The 19,304-nt window shown below is 44.2% G+C and carries 13 protein-coding genes; 3 read left to right on the top strand and 10 right to left on the bottom strand.

The window, feature by feature from the left end; translation table 11 throughout:
• Positions 1 to 34 precede the first annotated feature (34 nt).
• A complete protein-coding gene (locus AB4513_RS01465) occupies positions 35 to 940 on the top strand; it encodes a LysR family transcriptional regulator (protein WP_009844964.1) in 906 nt (301 codons plus the stop codon).
• A 204-nt stretch (positions 941 to 1,144) separates the two neighbouring features.
• Here AB4513_RS01465 and AB4513_RS01460 read toward each other — a convergent pair whose 3' ends face one another.
• Entirely contained in the window at positions 1,145 to 2,827 is a 1,683-nt protein-coding gene (locus AB4513_RS01460) for an alkaline phosphatase family protein (RefSeq protein WP_009844965.1), read from the bottom strand.
• Between the two features lie 180 nt (positions 2,828 to 3,007).
• Positions 3,008 to 3,796: an SUMF1/EgtB/PvdO family nonheme iron enzyme gene (locus AB4513_RS01455; protein WP_009844966.1), complete on the bottom strand. Its 789-nt coding sequence runs from the start codon at positions 3,794 to 3,796 to the stop codon at positions 3,008 to 3,010.
• A 136-nt stretch (positions 3,797 to 3,932) separates the two neighbouring features.
• Here AB4513_RS01455 and AB4513_RS01450 point away from each other — a divergent pair, with 136 nt between their 5' ends.
• Positions 3,933 to 5,264, top strand: coding sequence for an anaerobic sulfatase maturase (locus tag AB4513_RS01450; protein ID WP_009844967.1), 1,332 nt, complete (start codon positions 3,933 to 3,935; stop codon positions 5,262 to 5,264).
• A gap of 87 nt (positions 5,265 to 5,351) precedes the next feature.
• Positions 5,352 to 6,410, top strand: a complete 1,059-nt coding sequence (locus tag AB4513_RS01445) for a hypothetical protein (protein WP_032555010.1) — start codon at positions 5,352 to 5,354, stop codon at positions 6,408 to 6,410.
• Between the two features lie 107 nt (positions 6,411 to 6,517).
• Here the strand turns inward: AB4513_RS01445 and AB4513_RS01440 are convergent, their stop codons facing one another.
• The 8 genes from AB4513_RS01440 to AB4513_RS01405 form a co-directional block, all read right to left on the bottom strand.
• On the bottom strand, positions 6,518 to 7,570 hold the full coding sequence (locus tag AB4513_RS01440) for an ABC sulfate transporter permease (protein WP_009844969.1): 1,053 nt from the start codon (positions 7,568 to 7,570) through the stop codon (positions 6,518 to 6,520).
• A gap of 1 nt (position 7,571) precedes the next feature.
• On the bottom strand, positions 7,572 to 8,048 hold the full coding sequence (locus tag AB4513_RS01435; protein WP_009844970.1) for a hypothetical protein: 477 nt from the start codon (positions 8,046 to 8,048) through the stop codon (positions 7,572 to 7,574).
• Between the two features lie 9 nt (positions 8,049 to 8,057).
• Positions 8,058 to 11,261 (bottom strand): response regulator, encoded by a 3,204-nt coding sequence (locus AB4513_RS01430; protein WP_009844971.1) that lies wholly within the window; start codon positions 11,259 to 11,261, stop codon positions 8,058 to 8,060.
• Between the two features lie 215 nt (positions 11,262 to 11,476).
• The gene (locus AB4513_RS01425) at positions 11,477 to 11,851 is read right to left on the bottom strand and encodes a hypothetical protein (RefSeq protein ID WP_009844972.1); all 375 of its coding nucleotides are present in this window, start codon (positions 11,849 to 11,851) and stop codon (positions 11,477 to 11,479) included.
• Between the two features lie 109 nt (positions 11,852 to 11,960).
• On the bottom strand, positions 11,961 to 14,099 hold the full coding sequence (locus tag AB4513_RS01420; protein WP_009844973.1) for an ATP-binding cassette domain-containing protein: 2,139 nt from the start codon (positions 14,097 to 14,099) through the stop codon (positions 11,961 to 11,963).
• The gene (locus tag AB4513_RS01415) at positions 14,096 to 15,682 is read right to left on the bottom strand and encodes an ABC transporter transmembrane domain-containing protein (protein WP_009844974.1); all 1,587 of its coding nucleotides are present in this window, start codon (positions 15,680 to 15,682) and stop codon (positions 14,096 to 14,098) included. Before AB4513_RS01415 ends, AB4513_RS01420 begins: the two co-directional genes overlap by 4 nt.
• Positions 15,672 to 17,096: a TolC family protein gene (locus tag AB4513_RS01410; RefSeq protein ID WP_009844975.1), complete on the bottom strand. Its 1,425-nt coding sequence runs from the start codon at positions 17,094 to 17,096 to the stop codon at positions 15,672 to 15,674. Before AB4513_RS01410 ends, AB4513_RS01415 begins: the two co-directional genes overlap by 11 nt.
• Entirely contained in the window at positions 17,071 to 19,302 is a 2,232-nt protein-coding gene (locus AB4513_RS01405) for a response regulator (RefSeq protein ID WP_009844976.1), read from the bottom strand. Before AB4513_RS01405 ends, AB4513_RS01410 begins: the two co-directional genes overlap by 26 nt.
• Between the last annotated feature and the right edge of the window lie 2 nt (positions 19,303 to 19,304).

The raw sequence follows: 19,304 nt of genomic DNA, 5'->3' as shown, positions 1-19,304 counted from the left end.
CTATAGGGGACCTGCTTCTTTAATATGGAACTGTATGAAAAGCACCGAACTCAATTTAATTCCTATATTTGTTGCTATCTATGAAGAGCAGAACTTATCTAGGGCTGCTAATCGCATGGATATAAGCCAACCTGCTGTGAGCAAAGCGCTTGCACGGTTGCGAGATATCTATGACGAGCCACTGTTTCACCGTACCACATCAGGCGTAGAGCCAACCACATTCGCTATTGATATCTATCCGGCAATGGCCGCTGCGCTTAAAAATTTCACTTCTACCTTATCCGCATCAAGAGATTTCGACCCCAAAACTTCAGGGCGCGTGTATTCAATTGCCTGCGTCTCGGCGGCGAGCTACGAAATGATGCCAAGAGTGATGCAGTTAATCAGCCAAGTTGCACCTGGTATCGCGTTAGAAGTTCACCCTCTATTTACGGAAGATTACGAGTCTGATTTAAGGCTTCAAAGACACGATGTTATTATCGATATGACACCTAAAGGAAGAACCATGCTCAAGCATGAGGTGATCTCTAAAGAGGAACTGGTGGTGGTGTGCCGCAAAGACCATCCTACGATTGGTGATACGATCGATATGGAGCAGTTCCTATCAGTTGAGCATGTGGTTGTATCTCGTTGGCATGCACGTAAAAGCTTATTGAGTTCTGAACACTACAGTGACCTTGAAAAGCGCAGAATAGTCTATCGCGCTGCGGGTGTTGTTGAGATGCTGCCAGTTATTGAGGGCTCTGATTACATCGGAGTGTTACCTATGTCATCGGTGCGTTGTTTTTCTGAAAAGTACTCGGTTAAAACACTACCACTACCATTCGAATTGGAAGACCTCGATATGTGTATGATTTGGCACCCGAGTCGCACTAATGAACCTAGCCACAAGTGGTTGCGCGCTAAGATCAAAGCGGCAGCAAAAGACATATCAAGTTAGCCTCTAAAGGGCGATTAATGGAAAATGTTTGTGCGAATAGCCGTTATTCCCAGCACTGACATACGTTGATTGGATTTCGACCTAACTACAGGCAATCAAAAAGAGCCGCTTATCTGTTTTGACTGAGTCAGTCTGAATTGATAAGTGGCTCTTTTACTTGGTGTGGGTTTCGACATTAAAACTAAGAAACCTCAATGACATCTATTATTCGGTAATTTCTTGCAGAACTTCTCCAATTGAACCACTTGGTTGAGTGATACCCAGTTTGTTCGAAAGCGTTGGTGCAATGTCGTATGGCGTGACTGGACGCGAGATTTTCTGAGCTTCAACGTCGTAGCCTGCGAAGATGACAGGGACATGTGTATCGTACTTCCATGGCGAGCCATGAGTCGAGGCTATTTGAAGGCCTTCCATGTCGTTAATGTAGCTACGTGGAGCAAATACCACATACACATCGCCAGAACGAGCTGGGTGGTAGTTGTTCTTAATGAGCTGCATTACATGAGTATCAGGTACTCGGTTTGCCGCGATATCACTGCTTGATACGGCAAACGCCACTCCCTTCACTTTCGCTATTTCATCGGCGATCGCTTCCTGTACTTTAGCTAGGTCAAGTTTCTTCTCTGCGATTAAATCGTGATTCAGATAAATATAAGGCTGTGCGTACAAGCGTATTGCGTCTTTGGATAAACCAAACTCATCCTTCAACCTTTGCTCTACGCCACTCGAGAGCAGTGTGTCTTTATTGAAGTATTGAGCTTGATTGAAGCCAAGCGCATTTGCCGCAGGTGAAGATTCAGGTACACCGTGGTCGGCAGACAACACAATTAGTGTATTCTTTAGTCCGACTTGGTGATCAACGGTTTTAAGAAGCTTGGCGATCGTCTTATCGAGTCGAATTAGGTTGTCTTCTGTCTCTAGGCTTTCAGGGCCGTATAAGTGCACCACGTAGTCGTTTGATGAAAAACTTACAGACAGGTAATCGGTCACGTCACCTTGACCTAGCTTCTCTTGCATCAACAGTGTGCTTGCAAAGTTTTCTGTGATTTCATCGCCAGCCGGGCTAACGGTTAGCGTTGTGCTGTAGTACTTGTAACTCGCGGGGCCATAAGGGTGAGGGAAGGTGCGTTGGAAATCACCGAGTTTCACTTTGTGTTCGGTATCGTGCTCTTGCAGCGTGTAGTTTTCACGTGGTAATGAGAGCTCCCATTTCTGTTTCGAGTACTCTGCAGCAATCGCTTTCTCGTTCCAACGTGATACCCAATCTGGATACTCGTCGTAGTAATAGTTGCTGGTGACAAACTCAGATTGCGCTTTGGAGAACCAGAAGGCTTTACCACTGTGCCCTGCCAATGAGATCGCACCGCGGTCTTTCACTGATACACCGAACACTTTTGATTTGCCACTATTGGAAATCGTCAGTTCGTCACCAAACGTGGTGGAGAGTATTGGCTCTGGAGAGCGGCCATCGCCTTGTGCTGTCTTCTGCGTTGGGTCGATCTCTGTTGCTTTGTCGACACCCGCGCCAGAGGTCAACATTTTGTAGTTGCCGTCTTCTACGTTATACACCAAACGCTCTTCGCTACGGTCATACCAAACGTTACCTACCATGCCGTGTACGCTCGGTGGAGCGCCTGTTGCAAGCGACACATGGCCCACGATCGTTTCCGTGTTGCCATGTTGGTAGTTCGCGTTGGTGTAGTAAGTGCCGTCATCCATTAAGTACCGGAAACCGCCTTCACCGAAGTTGTGCTTATATCGTTCGATTAGGTCTGCGCGCAGGCCATCTACCGTGATTTGAAGGACTAGATTTGGCTTCTCTGCTGCTGAGGTAGGGAAGGCACAGAGTAACGCGAGTGTAAGTCCTGAAAGCTTGGTGTATTGCATAGAAGTTCCTTATTCAGCGTTGCCGCAGAGTTCTAACGTTTGGTCAGATTTCTAACGTTTGGTCAGATTTCTAACGTGTGTATAGTGCAAGTCGTATTTTAGTATTGCTTGTGAAGATTGTTGATTCATAACCGTTGGCACCTTTAGTTAGTTCATTCTTTAACTAGCTCACAGCTTTAGCTAGTTCGTATCCTTAACTAAACGCAGGCCCATATCTGACATAGTGATCGATTGGCTTGCGAAGTCGCGACGGTAACTTTCAGATTCGTTTTCGTCATAAGCAAAGCTGCCACCGCGAACCGATTTATGTGATAAACCAACGTCGCTGTGTTTTGCGTTGTTAGGATTGTCTGTTGGACCGAATCGGTAGAAAGTGTCATCGAAGGCATCAATCACAAACTCACCCACGTTTCCGGTCATGTCATATAAGCCTAGTTCATTTGGCTTCTTTAGCCCGACTGGATGTGCGCTATTTTTAGAATTTGCTGAGTACCACGCAACATCATCTAAGTTATTGGAACCACTGTAAGTATAGCCTTTGCTCTTGTTGCCACCTTTCGCTGCAAATTCCCATTCAGCTTCAGTCGGCAGACGGTATTCTTCACCTGTAAGTTCGTTCAATTGTTCAACGAAGTAGTTCGCCTGTTGCCAACTTAAGTTATTGACCGGAACTTGTGGGTTTTGGAAATAACTGAGAGATGAACCCATCACCGATTCGAACAATTCTTGAGTCACCTCAAACTTTGCAATGTAGAAACTATCTACAGTTATATTTCGTGCTGGTCGTTCTGCTTTGGTCGCTTCAGGATCGTTCGAACCCATGGTGAATGTACCACCTTCAACTAGCACCATTTCTTGGTCAATTTGTTGGGCGATGGGGTGTGTAGGCACGCTCGCACAGCCGCTTAGGAAAATAGTCATGGTGACGCTGCTGATCGCCGCTATTTGTTTGTAATTAAAAAATTTCATCACGTGCCTCGAATGTTCGAAATAGAGGGCAATTTTAACGTTTAAGGTCATTCCTATTGGTTATAAAGGGTATAACATGCCACTGATTGAAATAGGCATTATGATGGCTACAGACACTAAGATAGGTAGATAAATCATGCACATTACTCAAGGTCCACAATACAATGGTAAAGCGTCTAAACGCTTGCATGTTATGGCTAAGCCAATTGGCGCAGCGTGCAACATCGACTGTAAATATTGTTATTACCTAAGTAAGCAAGATTTGTTGGAGTACAAGAAAGGCAGTTCTCCGAGAATGGATGATGAGACGCTAGAAACCTACATCCGACAATATATCGAAGGTCAAAACACGCCTGAAATTATCTTCTCATGGCAGGGCGGCGAGCCAACTATGCTGGGTTTAGCGTACTTTGAAAGAGTGGTTGAACTACAGAAAAAGTACCGACCTGAAGGTGTGTTGATCTCAAACGATCTGCAAACCAATGGCACACTGCTCAATGACGATTGGGGCCGATTCTTAGCAAAGAATAACTTCCTGATCGGCTTGAGTATTGAAGGTCCTGAAATGCTGCACAATGCGTATCGTGTTAACAGAGCAGGCCGTGGCACATTCAAACAAGTGATGGCGGCGGTTGAGTTGCTGCACAAACATCAAGTTAAATTTGCAACGTTGACTTGTGTGAATAACCTCACCAGTCAAAATGCACTTGAGGTGTATCGCTTCCTACGTGATGTGGTGAAGTCTCCACAAATGCAGTTTATTCCTATCGTTGAACAGAAAACCTTTAGAACGGTTGCGCCACAAACATCCCAAGTGAGTGAGCAGCTAAAACAAGGCGAAAAACGCCTGATCCCCGGCCATAAAGACTCGATCATGGAATCGTGGTGTGTGTCGGATTTAGCTTGGGGTAACTTCCTGATCTCTGTGTTTGATGAGTGGGCGAAGAACGACATCGGTAAAGTGTTCGTTCAGTATTTTGAAGCGAGCTTAGAAACGTGGATTGGTCGTCCGAATCCGCTTTGCACTCTGAATGAGATCTGCGGTAAAGGCCTAGCGATGGAGCCAAACGGTGATGTGTTCTCTTGTGACCACTACGTTTACCCTGAATACAAAATTGGCAATATCCACCACGAGAAGCTTGATGATTTAGCGTACAGCGCACCACAGCAAAAGTTTGGTTTCGCTAAATCACGCACAATGACCAGTCAATGTCAGCAGTGTGATTACAAGTTTGCTTGTCATGGTGAATGTCCTAAAAACCGCTTTATCAAAACTCGCGCAGGCGAACCGGGCTTGAACTACTTATGTGCAGGTTGGCACAAGTTCTTTTCTCATGTCGACAAGTCGATGGCTTATATCGCTCGTGCGATGGGGCATCCGGTTGCTCATGGCAAATTCAGTGATTCAGTATTGATGGCACATCGTGCAAAACAGGCGCAACAAACTACGTTCGAGACCAAGTTTTAACTCGTTTTTTGGGTCAACAGGTCCAAGACAAATTTAATCAGATACGAGTCTAAGGACAGGCTAAGTTCTCCAGTTTAAGGTAATACTATGATGAAGAAGAGTTTAGCGACGGCTGTTGCTCTATTAGTTTCAACGTCCGCATTGATTTCAACGTCTGCGATGGCAGCGAATAGCGTTCAGCAAACTGTTGACGCACCGGCACAAAATATCAATCAAGTGCTCGAAATGACGGACACTCAAACCCGTATTCAACAGTTGTCTTACATGGCACAAGATCAAAATCAATCTGTTGAAAATCGTACTGGTGCACTGCAAGAGCTTGCTTCATATCCAAGCCAGAATGCGCTGGTGGCGGTGGCAAGAGGTTTGAAAGATCAAAACCCTGAAGTTCGTGAGGCTTCGATTATCGGTTCTTCGCCATATCAACTTGAGCATCGTTGGGCGTTAGTTTCGCCTTTGCTGAGCGATACAGACTCTATGGTTCGTCATTCAGCAACATCGAACTTAGTTCGTGATTACAATACGTTAGATAAAGAACAGAAAGCACAAATCGAACAACCTGTCGCTGAGTTAATAACATTCTTGGAATCACAAGAATCTGAAAAGTTTCAATTGTTGTTCGCTGACGTGCTCCGTTGGCACAATGAATGGGATAAAGCGGAAACGATTTATCTTGAGTTGATTAATACTCACCAGAAAGACCCTCAAGTTTGGCTGAGCTACGCGGATAACTTCCGAGCTCAGAATAAAGATCAACAAGCGGTCGAGGTGTTGGATCGTGGTTTGAAGAACGTGCCGGACAATGCAGCGATGCACTATTCTAAATCATTAACTTTGGTTCGCCTTGAAGACAAGGCAGCAGCAGCCAAAGAGATTGAAGTAGCAGCAGAACTTGCAAAAGATAACAGCTACTACTGGTACTTGAATGGGGTACTACAAGAAGAGCTGGATATCGACAAATCGACTAAATCGTTCGAGAAAGCGTATTTGATCTCTGGCTCTCCAGAACAGTTATACGTGGTATGCGATATTTATGTACGCTATGGCAATGAAAAAACAGATGATTGCTTGGGTGAGCTAGGTAAAGTGGCTCCTGATTATGTTATTGAACAGTTGAAAGAGAAACGAGTCGCGCCAAGCTCATAATATTTGAATGAGTAAATAGATAAGCCGCTTATGAAAAGCCAGTCGAAATATTCGACTGGCTTTTTTGGATCTTAATTGCTGCAAGTGACCATCGATTTGAATTCGAGCTAAAAAACAAAACTCAACATGATGGTGTAGAGCAATGCATCTTTATCGGTTTTAGGGGCGTCAATAAAGGCACCGTTTGACCTACGAGCTTCGAAGAATTGCATTTCACCATTGATAGATATATTTGACATCAAGTCGTAATCTACACCAACTAAGTAGCTATTCCCTTCTAAGTGCTCATTGGCGTTAAATTGCGCGCCGTATACTACGTAAGGTGTGAATACTCCTAAATGGTAACCTAGGCTGGCGTACATGGATGAAGAAACGTCACTGATTTGACCTTCGCTCGCCAATACCGCTTGGCCAAATTCATATTCAGCGCCTAGCGACCAAAGTTGGATGTGTTGGTTGTCTGCTGTTGGAAGCGTGCCAACGTTTTTAATTTTTGTCGTTTGATCGAAATTTGAATCAAGGAAAGATAAGTTCCAACGATAGTTATCACCACTTAATTGAAGGTTTGCACCAAACATTCGATTTGTTTCGAATTCCAGCTCGGTTGTCGAATTGAACTCTACTTCATTCTTATCTTTGATTCCGACAAATGGAGAGAGTTGTAGGGTAGCTTCATCGGTTACATCATGAGTCCAACTCACTTTGACACCGTTGAAAGCGGTAATACCAAGAACGCTGTTATACACCTCTGTCGGTGGTCTTGCCGTCATATAGGCTTGGCCAACATAATAGTATTCAGAGGCAAGGAATAGTGGCAGTCGTAATCGACCAATACTCACATCGAAGTCGTTAAATTCATAGCCCAAGTAAGCCCACTCGAGTTGAGGATCACTCCAATCATATTGGGGTGGTTTGACAACTTGTACGGAAGCTTTAAATGAGTTGTAAAAGTAATCGAGTTGAACTCCAAGTGTGGTATCACAGTCATAACAATTTTCATCGGTAAAACCATTGTTGATGATTAAAGGGGAGTCGTTATCTGATGTTGCCCAAGAAGTAGAACCAAATCCGCTTAACGAAAAATTATCGGTAAGTTCAATAATAGCGAAAGCCGGAGAGGCAATTGAAGCACATAGCACTGACGTAATTATTTTTTTCATATTATTTCTCCGAGCTTATAACGTATAGAACATTGGCATTTTCAGGGAGCGTCGAGAGCGGGGCGTACCCAATTCGATTGGGCTTGTCATCAAGCCAGTCAACCAAGGTTTCGGTGGACGCCGATTTAATCTCTCTTGGATAACGAGCTTTACCTGAGAAGGATAAGCTCGCCCAATGGGCATTCATTTGAGCTGCGTTTTTTCCAAGCAGTTGTTGGTAAAAAACTTCACGTTCGCTGCTGTTTTCAGGCCAATCAGAAAGTTCTACACGTTTACCATCGAGTCGTTTTGTTTTTCCTCTATACAGCTTCCTTGCTTTGTTTATCGATATTTCTTCAAATCCTGAATCTAAAGAGAATATGGCGTAATCTTCTGCGGCATGAGCTGGGCTGAGAAGAAGCAAGTTTCCTAATAGCCCTACCGCGACTGGCAATATGACTCTGCGTGGAAGTGTTTTTATTGTTTTAATCCAATCCATGGGTTTCTCCTAACAAGTCGCACTTTCTATTTGATGGAATAGCTTTTCTTTTCTTACGGGCTTCGCTACGTATCCATCCATGCCTGAATCAAAGCACTTTTGAATGTCATCATCGATAACACTGGCGGTTAGCGCGATGATAGGAGTTTTGCTTAAGCCTAGGTTTTTCTCATGCTCCCGAATCTCCTTAGTTGCTGTGAAACCGTCCATAACGGGCATCATGCAATCCATTAGTATAATGTCGAAACTACTGTCGTTTTGGTACATATCAACGGCAATTTGACCATTCTCTGCAATTTCAAAAGCGTAACCAGCCCTTGTTAGCATGACCGAAGCGACTTTTTGGTTAACTCGATTGTCTTCGACGAGCAGTATTCTTTCAGATTTGCTCGGAACCGGGTTTTGTTCTCTTTCCTCTGGCACAGTCCGTTTAGCTGCAGCATTAAGAATCGGCGTTACGGTCGCGGGTTTTTTCGTAGATTTAGTTTTGTAGGCAACAGGAAGTGGCATTGCTTCAACGGCGGCAAGTACTTTTTCTTTTAACATTTCAAATTTGAATGGCTTTGGCACATAGTCATCCATGCCCACGTCGAAACACCTTTGAATATCGTCATCAATAACACTGGCGGTCAGGGCAATGATAGGGATACGACGCGTGGCATTGGTCTCTTTTTCAACGCGGCGAATATTACTTGTCGCTTCAAAGCCATCCATAACCGGCATCATGCAGTCCATGAGTATTGCTGCGTAGTGAGGGTTCGATCTGAACATGTCCACGGCTTCCTGGCCATTATTCGCAAACTCGAATTCAAAACCACTTTTACCAACATGAAGCCCGGCAATTTTTTGGTTGACCTTGTTGTCTTCGACGATCAGAATTTTGTGTTGTATCTCTAGAGAAGGTTGGCTCGCCTCTGAAAGCTCAACCCGACCCTGTGTATCACAGAGCTCAACCGCTTTAATCAAACGTAAACCGAGTAGGGGCTGTGATACTTGAGCCGTAACACAATTGCCGATGTCAGCCGGCTCGCTCAAAAATGATCGAATCAAGCAGATAGTGATGCCGTTTTGGTGGAGCTTATCTAAGTCACTGGTATAGTCACTGGCTTGGAATGTGTCATCTTCAGCAAAGACAACTGTGATTGGGTTAGCGTGCTTTTGAATCGTGAGTTGTTGTGTAAGCTCAGCTGTATCTCTCGTTTGTTGGGTTATTTCTAAACCATAGAGGTTAAGGTCCCATTCTATTCGTTTAGAGAGCATGTTCGCGTTACCTAGAACATAAATGTCGGCGGTTGCTGTGCTTGGTTTTGGCAACATTAAATCAATGGGTAATTCTAGATCGAAGTAGAAACAACTGCCTTTACCTTTGACGGAGTCGAGTTGGATCTGACCACCCATAAGTTCAACAAGCTGAGTACTGATCGCAAGGCCAAGACCAGTACCACCGAATTGTCTGGTCGTTGAATCATCTTCTTGAGCGAACGGTTCGAATATCTGTTTCTGTTGCTGTTTATCGATACCAATCCCCGTGTCTCGCACAGAAAACCTTAGGGTGACATTGTTTTCTGCTTTGTTTAGCGTTTGGATTGACAGGGTAACGCCACCTTCTGCTGTGAACTTCACCGCGTTCGACATAAAGTTCATCAAGATCTGTCTTAATCGGTGATCATCGATCATCACGCGTGCAGGTGTGTCTGGGCTGATATCAACGTTCACTGATATTTTTTGCTCTTTAGCTTTTGGCGCGACAATAGATGCGATGTCGTAAATGGATTCTCTAATCGATGCCGAATGCGGGCTGATTAATAGCATGCCAGATTCAATCTTAGAGAAGTCTAAGATGTCGTTGATCAGGCTTAGCAGTAGTTGAGATGAGGTCTCGATCGTATCTACATAATCACGTTGTGTTGGTGTAAGTGGTGTGTCTGACAGAATCTCCGAAATACCGATAACGCCATTCAGTGGGGTTCGAATTTCATGAGACATATTGGCCAAGAAGCTACTTTTCGCTTTGCTAGCTTGTATCGCGTGGTCTTTGGCTTCTTCGGCGTCTTCTTTAGCTCGCTCTGCGTCTTCTTTCGCTATCGTTAACTTCTCTTTTGCATGTTCTCGTTCGATGGTCAGTCGCTCTACTTGCTGAGCAAATAGGCTGAGTTCGTCTTTGCCTTGAATCAGTTTGTCCAAAGAAGGGCGGGTATCATCATTTTCACTTTTTAAGAACCTAAGAACTAGCCCAAGATTGTTGGTGACTTGTTTCGCTAAACTGAGGGTTAATCCCATAACAGTTGCTGCAAGCAACGTGACGATGGAAATAAATAGCGTTCTTTCTGTTTGAGCATCTGAGATCGCTTGAGCTACTTCGGCTTGGAACTCTTGTTTGATCACGTCACCTAAATTCTGCAACAGGCTTAGGCGAGCACTCATCGCATTGAGTCCGGTAGTGATCTCTTTTGGAGTCAATGCGCTTATTGTGGATGAACTATGAAGTGCGTGACGTATCTCTTGGCTTTTCATAAAAGCCTCATCTTTAAACACTTCAATCATGAGTGAAACTTGATGTGTATTGGCATTCAAGGACACAAATCTTTCTAAGAACAAAACTTGCCTAGCATTGAGGCTTTCAACCAACTCGGCTAGTTCAGAATCATACTCTTGATGATTTTGGTAAATATCGAAGAGTGAAGCGCTGAGCTTAAATTCTTCATTTGACCAAAACATCAACCACTCTAGTTGATGCAAGGCGGTGAGGTGCTGTTGAATCTCACGCTTGGTGATATCAAAAGGGACTTTCTCAATGGCTAGCAACAATTGTTGGTACAAGTCACTTTGCCATTCAATCGCATCCAGCTTATCGAAACTGTCGGTCGTTTTCATAGTCGACAAGGTTGCCTCACTGAAGTCGGCCAGCAGTTGGTTCACTTCTTCGGAACTGTTTAGAAATATGCTGGGTGAAAGTGCTTTGAGCTCGGCATTTACCTTAGCACTTCGATTAACGAACTCTTCAGTGTTTGGGGCCAAAGTACTTCGATACAAGACAGAGATATCTTCAAGGTAAATTGCTAACTGATTGGTTCGCTCAAAATCGTTTAACTGCGTCGTCAGAAAGTAAGCTTGTCTACCGGCTAAGAAAAGGAGCAATGAGATCGGTAGTAGAACTAAGCCAAAGAGTTTATGTTTAACTGAAAGGTTATTCCAGACCGTGAGTGTCGACATATTAAGGATCCATCCAACTGGTTTTATATAAAAACAGTAGAATAAAAATGCCGATATGGAAACTTTGAAACTGTAAATTTAATGGAAGTGTGGGAGGGGTATAAGTTCTTGTGATTCCACAGCTTATTTTGAAATAGCTTGTCTTGCTAGCAATTTATAGCGTTTGGCGGTCGGTTTGATTTTGATGCTTATTGATGAGTATCTTAAAAAGCGAGTTAATTAGGGTGATTTTTATCGAGACTTAGTTCAAATAGAAGTTGCTCTAACACCGTTTTTGCAGAAGGTTCTAGCGCCCAAACACCGAGCATTCTGTTCAGTGCAGCGCGGTACACTCTGTTTTTGAGTAGGAAAGCGAGCGTACGCGTATCGTTGCTCAGAACATTTGATTGTACGACGGTTAACTCAGCTTTGTTCTCGATATCGATTTTCTGAAGATTGAAAGCGGGTAGAAAGGCACACTCATACCAAACTTCTATGATCTCTCGAAGTTCGATTTCCTCTTCAGGCACATCGCAGCCCTGAAGTTGATGGTTTTCAGGAATTGCGGATAAGTAAGCGACATCAAGCTTGTCTGCAACGAATGTGTACATTTGCTTCCTTTGTATCGGTGATTTTAGAGCGAATCATCTCTCTCACTTATGTTTTTGTCAATTACATCCATTTATCTAACGAGTAATTTGTGAATAAGCATCGTCGTGTTTAACTCAAGCTGTTTAAGTATTTGTCTGTTAAGCCAAAATATTTCAAGTTGCCATCAGGTTCTAGAACCAAACTCATATTGGAAGTAGCGATCAAACCGGGATCATTGGTCGAAAAAATGACGGTCTTATTCAGCAACTTATCGCTGAACAGGCGGTTAAAATACTGGGCGTTTTCATTTTCAGCCCCGTTGAACGGTTCATCAATGATTATCAGAGATTGCTCACAGTTGCCTAAACCAAGTGCCAAACGCAGCTTTTGTTGAATTCCATTCGGAAGACCTTTGCACTTATCGACACTCAATTGAGTCGCCAAGCCTTCTGGCAGCCATTCGTCTAGCTCGAAGAAGCTCACCATCTCCTGCATTTTCTCTGTCGGAATGAGTCCGTTATGCAGAATGAAGTTGGTTTCTAGTGAGCCTTCAAAAATATGCAGGTTAAAAGGGATGTAGTTAATTGAGGTGCGATAACGGTAGCTATTGAACTGTTTAATGTTGTAACCATCGACAGAAACTGCGCCTTGATAGCGGTCTTCTAGCCCAGCAATGATTGAAATTAAGGTGGTTTTTCCGCAGCCCGTAGGGCCACAAATGACCACTTTTGCACTGGGTGGTATTTTGAACCCCAAGTTGGTTAACCCTGTTGCTGCCCCTGTGTAACGGTGGCTGACACCACTGCCTACAATATTTCCTTGGAACAGCCGAATAGGCGGGCTTTTTTCTAGCGTTAACTTGTCGTCATTCATCGACATCAAGTTGTTGATCTGTGCCGACGAAGCCTTGATGGATTGAAACTTAGAAATTGAGTTATAGATGCCCATTATCGGGCCTAGTGCTTTCCAAACGAGAATAACGGTTGCGAGCATCGCGCCCGCATCAGAAGTGCCTTCCATGACTCCGATTACTGCGGTCACGATACTTGCAGTACCAATCACCTGAATCAAACTACCGCCAGCAGCCTGAATTTTACTGTTGGTTACAGCTACATTCTCCGCATCACTAGTGCTTTGCATATGGGAGGCACTAAAACGAGATTGAACCACGCGCAGTAAAGGCAAACCTTGAATGGTCTTGATACCACGAAGGATTTCATTCCATTGATAAGAGACCATGGCGTTAGCGCGAGAGCTTTTAGATGTAGCTTGTGAGTAGATGTAACGAGAGTAAACACAGAACACCAACATTAATATTAAGCCACCCATCACCACAAGTGCAGCCGTGCCAGACATCAGAGCAATGGCGATGATAAATACAATCACAAACGGCATATCAAAATAGCTGAGCGTTGATTCTGCAGTCACTAAGCGGCGGAACGTATCGATATCTTTCAAACGAGCCAACTGCGACGAAACCCCAGCGGTTGATGTCATCGCGTAGGGCAGCCAGAGAAGTTTCGATATTACGGCTTGTGAGATGTGCACCGCGAGATCTTTACCGGAAGTGGCAATGATATTTACCCGCATTTTCTTAAAGAAGTATTCAGAGAAGCCAACAATAATGGCGAATAAGGTTAACCAATAGAGTGTGGCTTGAGAGCTCGAAGTCAGTGCGAAGTTATAGACACTCATGATGAAGAATGGCTGCAATGCACCGAGAATACTGATGACGAAACTCAGAATGATCAGGCTTTTAAGTTCATTGTTGTAACGATAGAAAGCGTATTTTATCCAATTGCTTCTATCTTGCGATTCCGGAGGTGGTTCGCGGAACAGACGAGAATATTCGCTAATAGAAATCAGCAAGCAGGGCTTTTTACACATTGGGTATTCAATGGTGTTGTTGTTCGTGTAATCAAACAGCAGCAACTTCCCATCTTTTGTCCCTAAGAAGATGGCACTGAGGTTTTCTATCTCAATAAAGCACGGGTGAGGATATTTATCGATATTCTCGAGTGTCTTTAGTTTGGTCACATCACAGCGGTATCCAAGGCGCTCTATGGTTGCTGTAAAGCTATCACCGTCTTTGGGTTTTGGAATAAAAGCATCGCTGAGTATAGCGGGCGTGCCTTCCCATTCGAGTGCTATCAAGGTGTAGGCCAAACCACGAATAAGTGGCGATTGACTGTAACGTTCGTCGTATCCACTAGATTCAAAATCCAAGACACGTTGCGGCACATTATTGAAGTCTACTAGGATACTCATTGGTCACCTCCGGTAAGTTTTACGCGTTTGAGGCGGTGGTTGAGTTTGTCCATTTTATTGCTGGCGATGATTAAGATTTTGTCATTGGCACGATAGGCAGTACTGGTCAGTACGACGCGTGCAAATTCTTCATCAAAGACGCAGTCTATATCGTCGAATATCAACACACGCTTACTGGCGAGCAGGGCACGGACTAATAACAGAGCATAGCCAACTTGGCGTGAGAATGGGTTACGCATGTGACCTTTGAGCTCGGTATAGAAACCTGCAGGCAGCCCATCAATTTGAGCCTTGATGTTCATGGTTTCACATAAGGCGAAAGCCGTATTGTTCAGGCTTGGACGGAAACAGGTTAGGTTATCAATAATGGTCCCTTCCACGAATGAACTTGTTTTATCGACCATCAGCACGCTGTTACGCCAAACGTTGTAGTTTACGTCACTCAGAGGCGTGTCATTAATCATGATGTCCAGTTTGTTATCATTGTTCTGACGTGTAATACAGTTGGCAAGGTGGGTCTTGCCGGAGCCACTTTTCCCGGTAAGCAAATAAGTTTGTCCGAGTTCGAATTCGATACGCTGCTTTTCAGAATATTTAACAGAAATACGTTCTACTTCGGTCGTCTCATGTTGATGTTCAACCGACGCGGCCAGTTCAAGAAGTTCGGCGATACGTTGTATATGGAGCTTGTTTAGTTCCCAGCGGCTCGCGGTACGCATCACTTGTTGGTAGGGCGCGAAGTAACGATTGGTAAGCATGATTATCGCGGCCATAATGCCTTGGCTTGACTCCATATTGATCACGGCTGTTGCCAATACCACAACAACACAAGCAATCGAGAGTTGTTGGATGAGCGCTAAGATTAAGCCAAAATTCGATTCAATCTGTTCGTATTTGATGTTTTCAACTTCACGTTCCTCGACCATTTGGGTCATCAGGCTTTCAACGCGGTATTCCATGTTTCGAGCTTTGATATCCAGAGGGCTAGAAATGATTTCAATGATTTTGGATGTGGTTAAGCCCTCTATATCGGACTTGTTTTGTAAGCTGCCAATCTTCTGCTTAGAAAGGCTCCAAGCGAAAATGGCTAAAATGAGCGAGGCAATCAGAAGCGTCACGCCAGCCCATATGTTGATCAGACCAATAATGAGGATGGTGATCACGCTGACAGCAAGGTTTATCAGGGCTCGAACCGATTCGCCGCCAAAGAAGGTTTTCAACTCAGGAATGGTTGAGATTCGCTCTAGGTATTCGCCCGGTTCTAAGCGGCGAAATTTAGAGATCTCAGCCAAACAGATGGATTGGAATACCTTGTTGGTTAAGTTGGTCTCAAACTGCCTCATGATGACGGAAGATATCTTCTCTTCCTGATTTTTCAGGTGGTAGTCGAGGAAGATAGAAATCAGGATAATCGCGAACAGCAAGAACAACGTATCTTGTGCTTGGTTTGGTAATACTCGGTCGAAAATGATCAGAATGGAGAAGGGCAGTACCAAGCCAAATAGAGTGGAAATTATTGTAGAGAAAGTCAGATAACACTTATCTGCCATATTGATCTTTTGAGAAAACTGCTCAGTTTGCATTACGACCTCCTGTTTTCAACGACTCAGTTGAGAGAAGGTGTTTAGGCACTAATTCTTGATTGTTTCGTCCTTCGATATCACTCATCAATTGCATGATGCTTTCTATCGATTGAATCGAGAGCACGCCTTTTGTTTGTTCGAGCTTGATGGTTTCGATGATGTAGTCGTATCGTGCGCTTTCATAATCTCTTAAGGCGCTGAAGAGCTTACTTTCTGCGGCAAGCAAATCGGTGATGGTACGGGTGCCTAACTGGTATGCCCTTTGAATGCCTTTGTAAGAGGCATAGTTGGCACGAATGATGTTCTCGTAACTGCTTATAGATTGCGAAAAATCGTTAATGTTTAGGACCGAAGTGTTTACGCTGTTACGAGTGGTGTAAAGCGAGTCTTGATAAAGCAGTTCAGTACGTTCAATTGCCGTCGATGATTTTTGATATCCATAGTAATCAGAACCACCAGACAAAATAGGCAAGGCTAGGTTCAAGCCAACGCTAGTTGAGTTGCTTTCGCCTGTCGCTGTGATGTCGGTTTTATCGTAGTTATTGGCGTCATCGTGACGATAGCTGGCTGAGAGTGACACGGTAGGTAAGAAGTTTGTACCGCTCTCTTTTAAGCTTCTACGGCTTCTCTCGACGTTTTTCTTGGCTACTAGTAAGTCGTTGTTGAGCTTTAACGCTTGATCCATGATTGAGTGTTGTTCGCTTTCGTTTATCTCTTTTAATGGCACACTTTCGTATATATCTTGTGATGGAGTGATAGGGTACTGAATCTGAATGGATAGCCCGTTGAGAATGACACGGCGATCTTTCTGCAAGGTTCTTAATCGATTCGACACACCTTCTTTCTGAGCGATAACTTCGTACAGCTCGCTGGCGGCTGTGTTCCCCAACTCTACGTTGCGTCGCATCTGATGTTCACGAGTCTCAGACGACTTAAGCTCTACCTTGGTCGCTTTTATTTGCGCATTGTTTTTCAAATACTCGAAGTATTGAGAGCCGATTTCCGAAATGGTGCTTTGGACTTTGTTCTCGTGTTTAATCTCTTCAATATTGAAGTCGAGTTTTGCCGTCCCATATTTAAAAATGTCACCAAGATTGAATATGGACTGGGATAACGAAAGGCTGTAGCTGTTTGAGTTATAGCTAGAGGTTTCATCGGGTACGCTCGATAGCAAGGTTTCATTCTCGTTCCATGTGGTATCGGCAGCACCATTGAGTGAAGGCAGAAATTTAGAGCGACTGATCCCAATGTTGTATTCGTTCTCTTCCACACCTTTATCACTGGCGCGAAGAGACAGGCTGTTTTGCAGGCCGAGTTCTACCGCCTCAAGCAAGGTAGTCGCCGATGCTGAAGGTGTCGTGCTGAATGCGAGTGCAGCTATGATGCTGCTAGTTAAGTTTCTGTACCGCCACATACTTGTTGATCACCTTGATGATTTGGTCGCTTTTATAAGGTTTGCTGATCACGTAATCCATTCCGGCCTCAATACAAGCCTGGTGTTCGTTACTGCTGGTCAATGCGGTTGCACCTATGATGGTACAAGGGTTTTTCTCGTTCTCTTGTTCGAATTGGCGAATGCGTTTTGTTGCTTCGATGCCGCCCATACCCGGCATGATGCAATCCATGAAGATGATGTCAGAACGTTTATTCATGAAGTGCTTCACGGCATCGGCACCATCGCCAACGGTGTCTGGTTCATACTCTTGCTTGGTAAGAATTCGTTTCAGTAAGATCTGCTGAACTCGGTCATCCTCAACGATAAGGAATGAGCTGTTCTCCATCTGTTCTTCCGATGCTTCCGCTTCCATAATGGTGAGTAGGTTTGGAATGAACTCGTAAGGGATAGCAGGGGCGTTGATGATCTTGTCGACGAAGCTATGACACTCTTGTGCTTGCTGAGTGTTGGTCACTGACAACAGTAACTTGGTATTTGGGTGGTTCTTAAGTTGAGATTTGACCGTTTTACTCAACGACGGCAGCTTATTGGGTTCAAAGGTATCGGTCAGCATAATCGCATCGTAATCACCGAATGTTTTCGCCGCTGAGAAAAGCTCATTTGCAGTGCGAATCTCGGTGATGTCGAGCCCCAAATTGCTGAGCATCTTCTTCATCACATCGATACGGATTTGAGTATTGGCGCACAGCAGTAAACGCTTGCCATCGAAGCGCGTCTTCTCTGTGTGGAAATTCTTAGCTTTAAGATCAAGCTCGATCTGAAAACGTTCCTGTGCCCCTGACTGGAACCAGTGACTCTCGTAATAGCCGTAATCTTTCAGAACGCTTTTTGCTAAGTCATCTGTATTGGCTGTATGGTCTTTGTGTGCGCTCCAATGGAGTTTATTGAGCTTGGCAACAGAGACATCCAGCGTTGATAAGAAGTTGAGATTGATGGTGACACGGGTATTTTCCATGTCTGACGCCGCACCCGATTCAATCGTCACAAATAGCTTCTTATTTGATTTAAGTTGGATGGCGTTAGAAAGCTGCAGAAACAAGATCCAGAACAAGCTGGTGGATTGGCCTTCAACACGGTTCGGCAAATTATCAGAGATAAAGCAGTCGAGTTGACCTTCGTTCCTCTGAACTTTGGCGCTAATATGAATCATCAATTCAGACAACACGCTCAGTAGCGAGAATTCCTTCGACTTACTTTCCGTACCCTGTGAAATCAATCGGTTATAGTTTTCTGCTAACTCAGATAAGGTGCTACATGCTGAGGTAATATCCTTCGCCATCAATACGCCGTTTTCATCGGTTTCTTGAACCAGATATTGGACACCGCCGTTGATGGTGTTGGTGATACCGCGAATCTCATACCCGATCAGTGCATACAGCTGTTTGTAGAGATCGTTATTGCGCTTTTGGTCTTCCAATTTACTGAAAATCAGTTTGAGGTGAGAGTAGATCTGGCGTTGTTTCGGATTGATGCTCACTTCATTCAGAAGCTCTTCGAGTCTTTGTAAGTCGAGTTGTTTCAGCTCTTGATAGAGAGCATCGAACTCATAGTCGATTTCTCGTTCATTAGAGCTGGATTTCTTCAGCTTCAACATAGCAACTGAGTTCGATAGGACCGTGATTACTGCCAGTATCACGACCACCATAAACAACCAGATAAAGAACTCATTTTTCTCTGACATCAAGTCGCTCGCATGGTTGTTGAACATGGTGCGGTAGTTGTCGTCCATCTGTAGGTAGTTGTTGGTCAGTGACAGGTATAAGTCGAGTACGTCGTTGCGTGTTTTAGTGCTGTCGGAAAAGCGATTGATAGCTAATTCAAGTTGGGTGTATTCAGTCGCGCCAACCAAGCTGAACTCAGTTTTGTTCAAAGAGGCTAGCGATCTAAATTCATCTATTTCACGCTTCAAGTTAACTAGATTGAATTCGTTAGTACCACAAGTGTCGGTACTTAAGCACTGCTGTAGAGTTTGAATATCTTGTTCGATGGTCTGATTAAGCTTCTGAGCTTGTATGAGCAGTGGGGCACTTTGCACTTGAGCAACCGAATCTATTTTTGACCAAGAAAAGTATAAATAGAAAGCGAGCGCCGCTAGTACTACGCTGAACAATATGCTCAGACGTAGAGCTGGTACGGAAATGTTATAAGAAGGTTTTCCGCTCATTG

The sequence above is a fragment of the Vibrio sp. 10N.222.54.E6 genome (genome assembly GCF_041473955.1).
In the GTDB taxonomy this organism is placed as follows: Bacteria; Pseudomonadota; Gammaproteobacteria; order Enterobacterales; family Vibrionaceae; genus Vibrio; species Vibrio tasmaniensis_A.
Note: the sequence above shows the minus strand (reverse complement) of the source record. Positions and strands in the feature narration are given on the sequence as shown.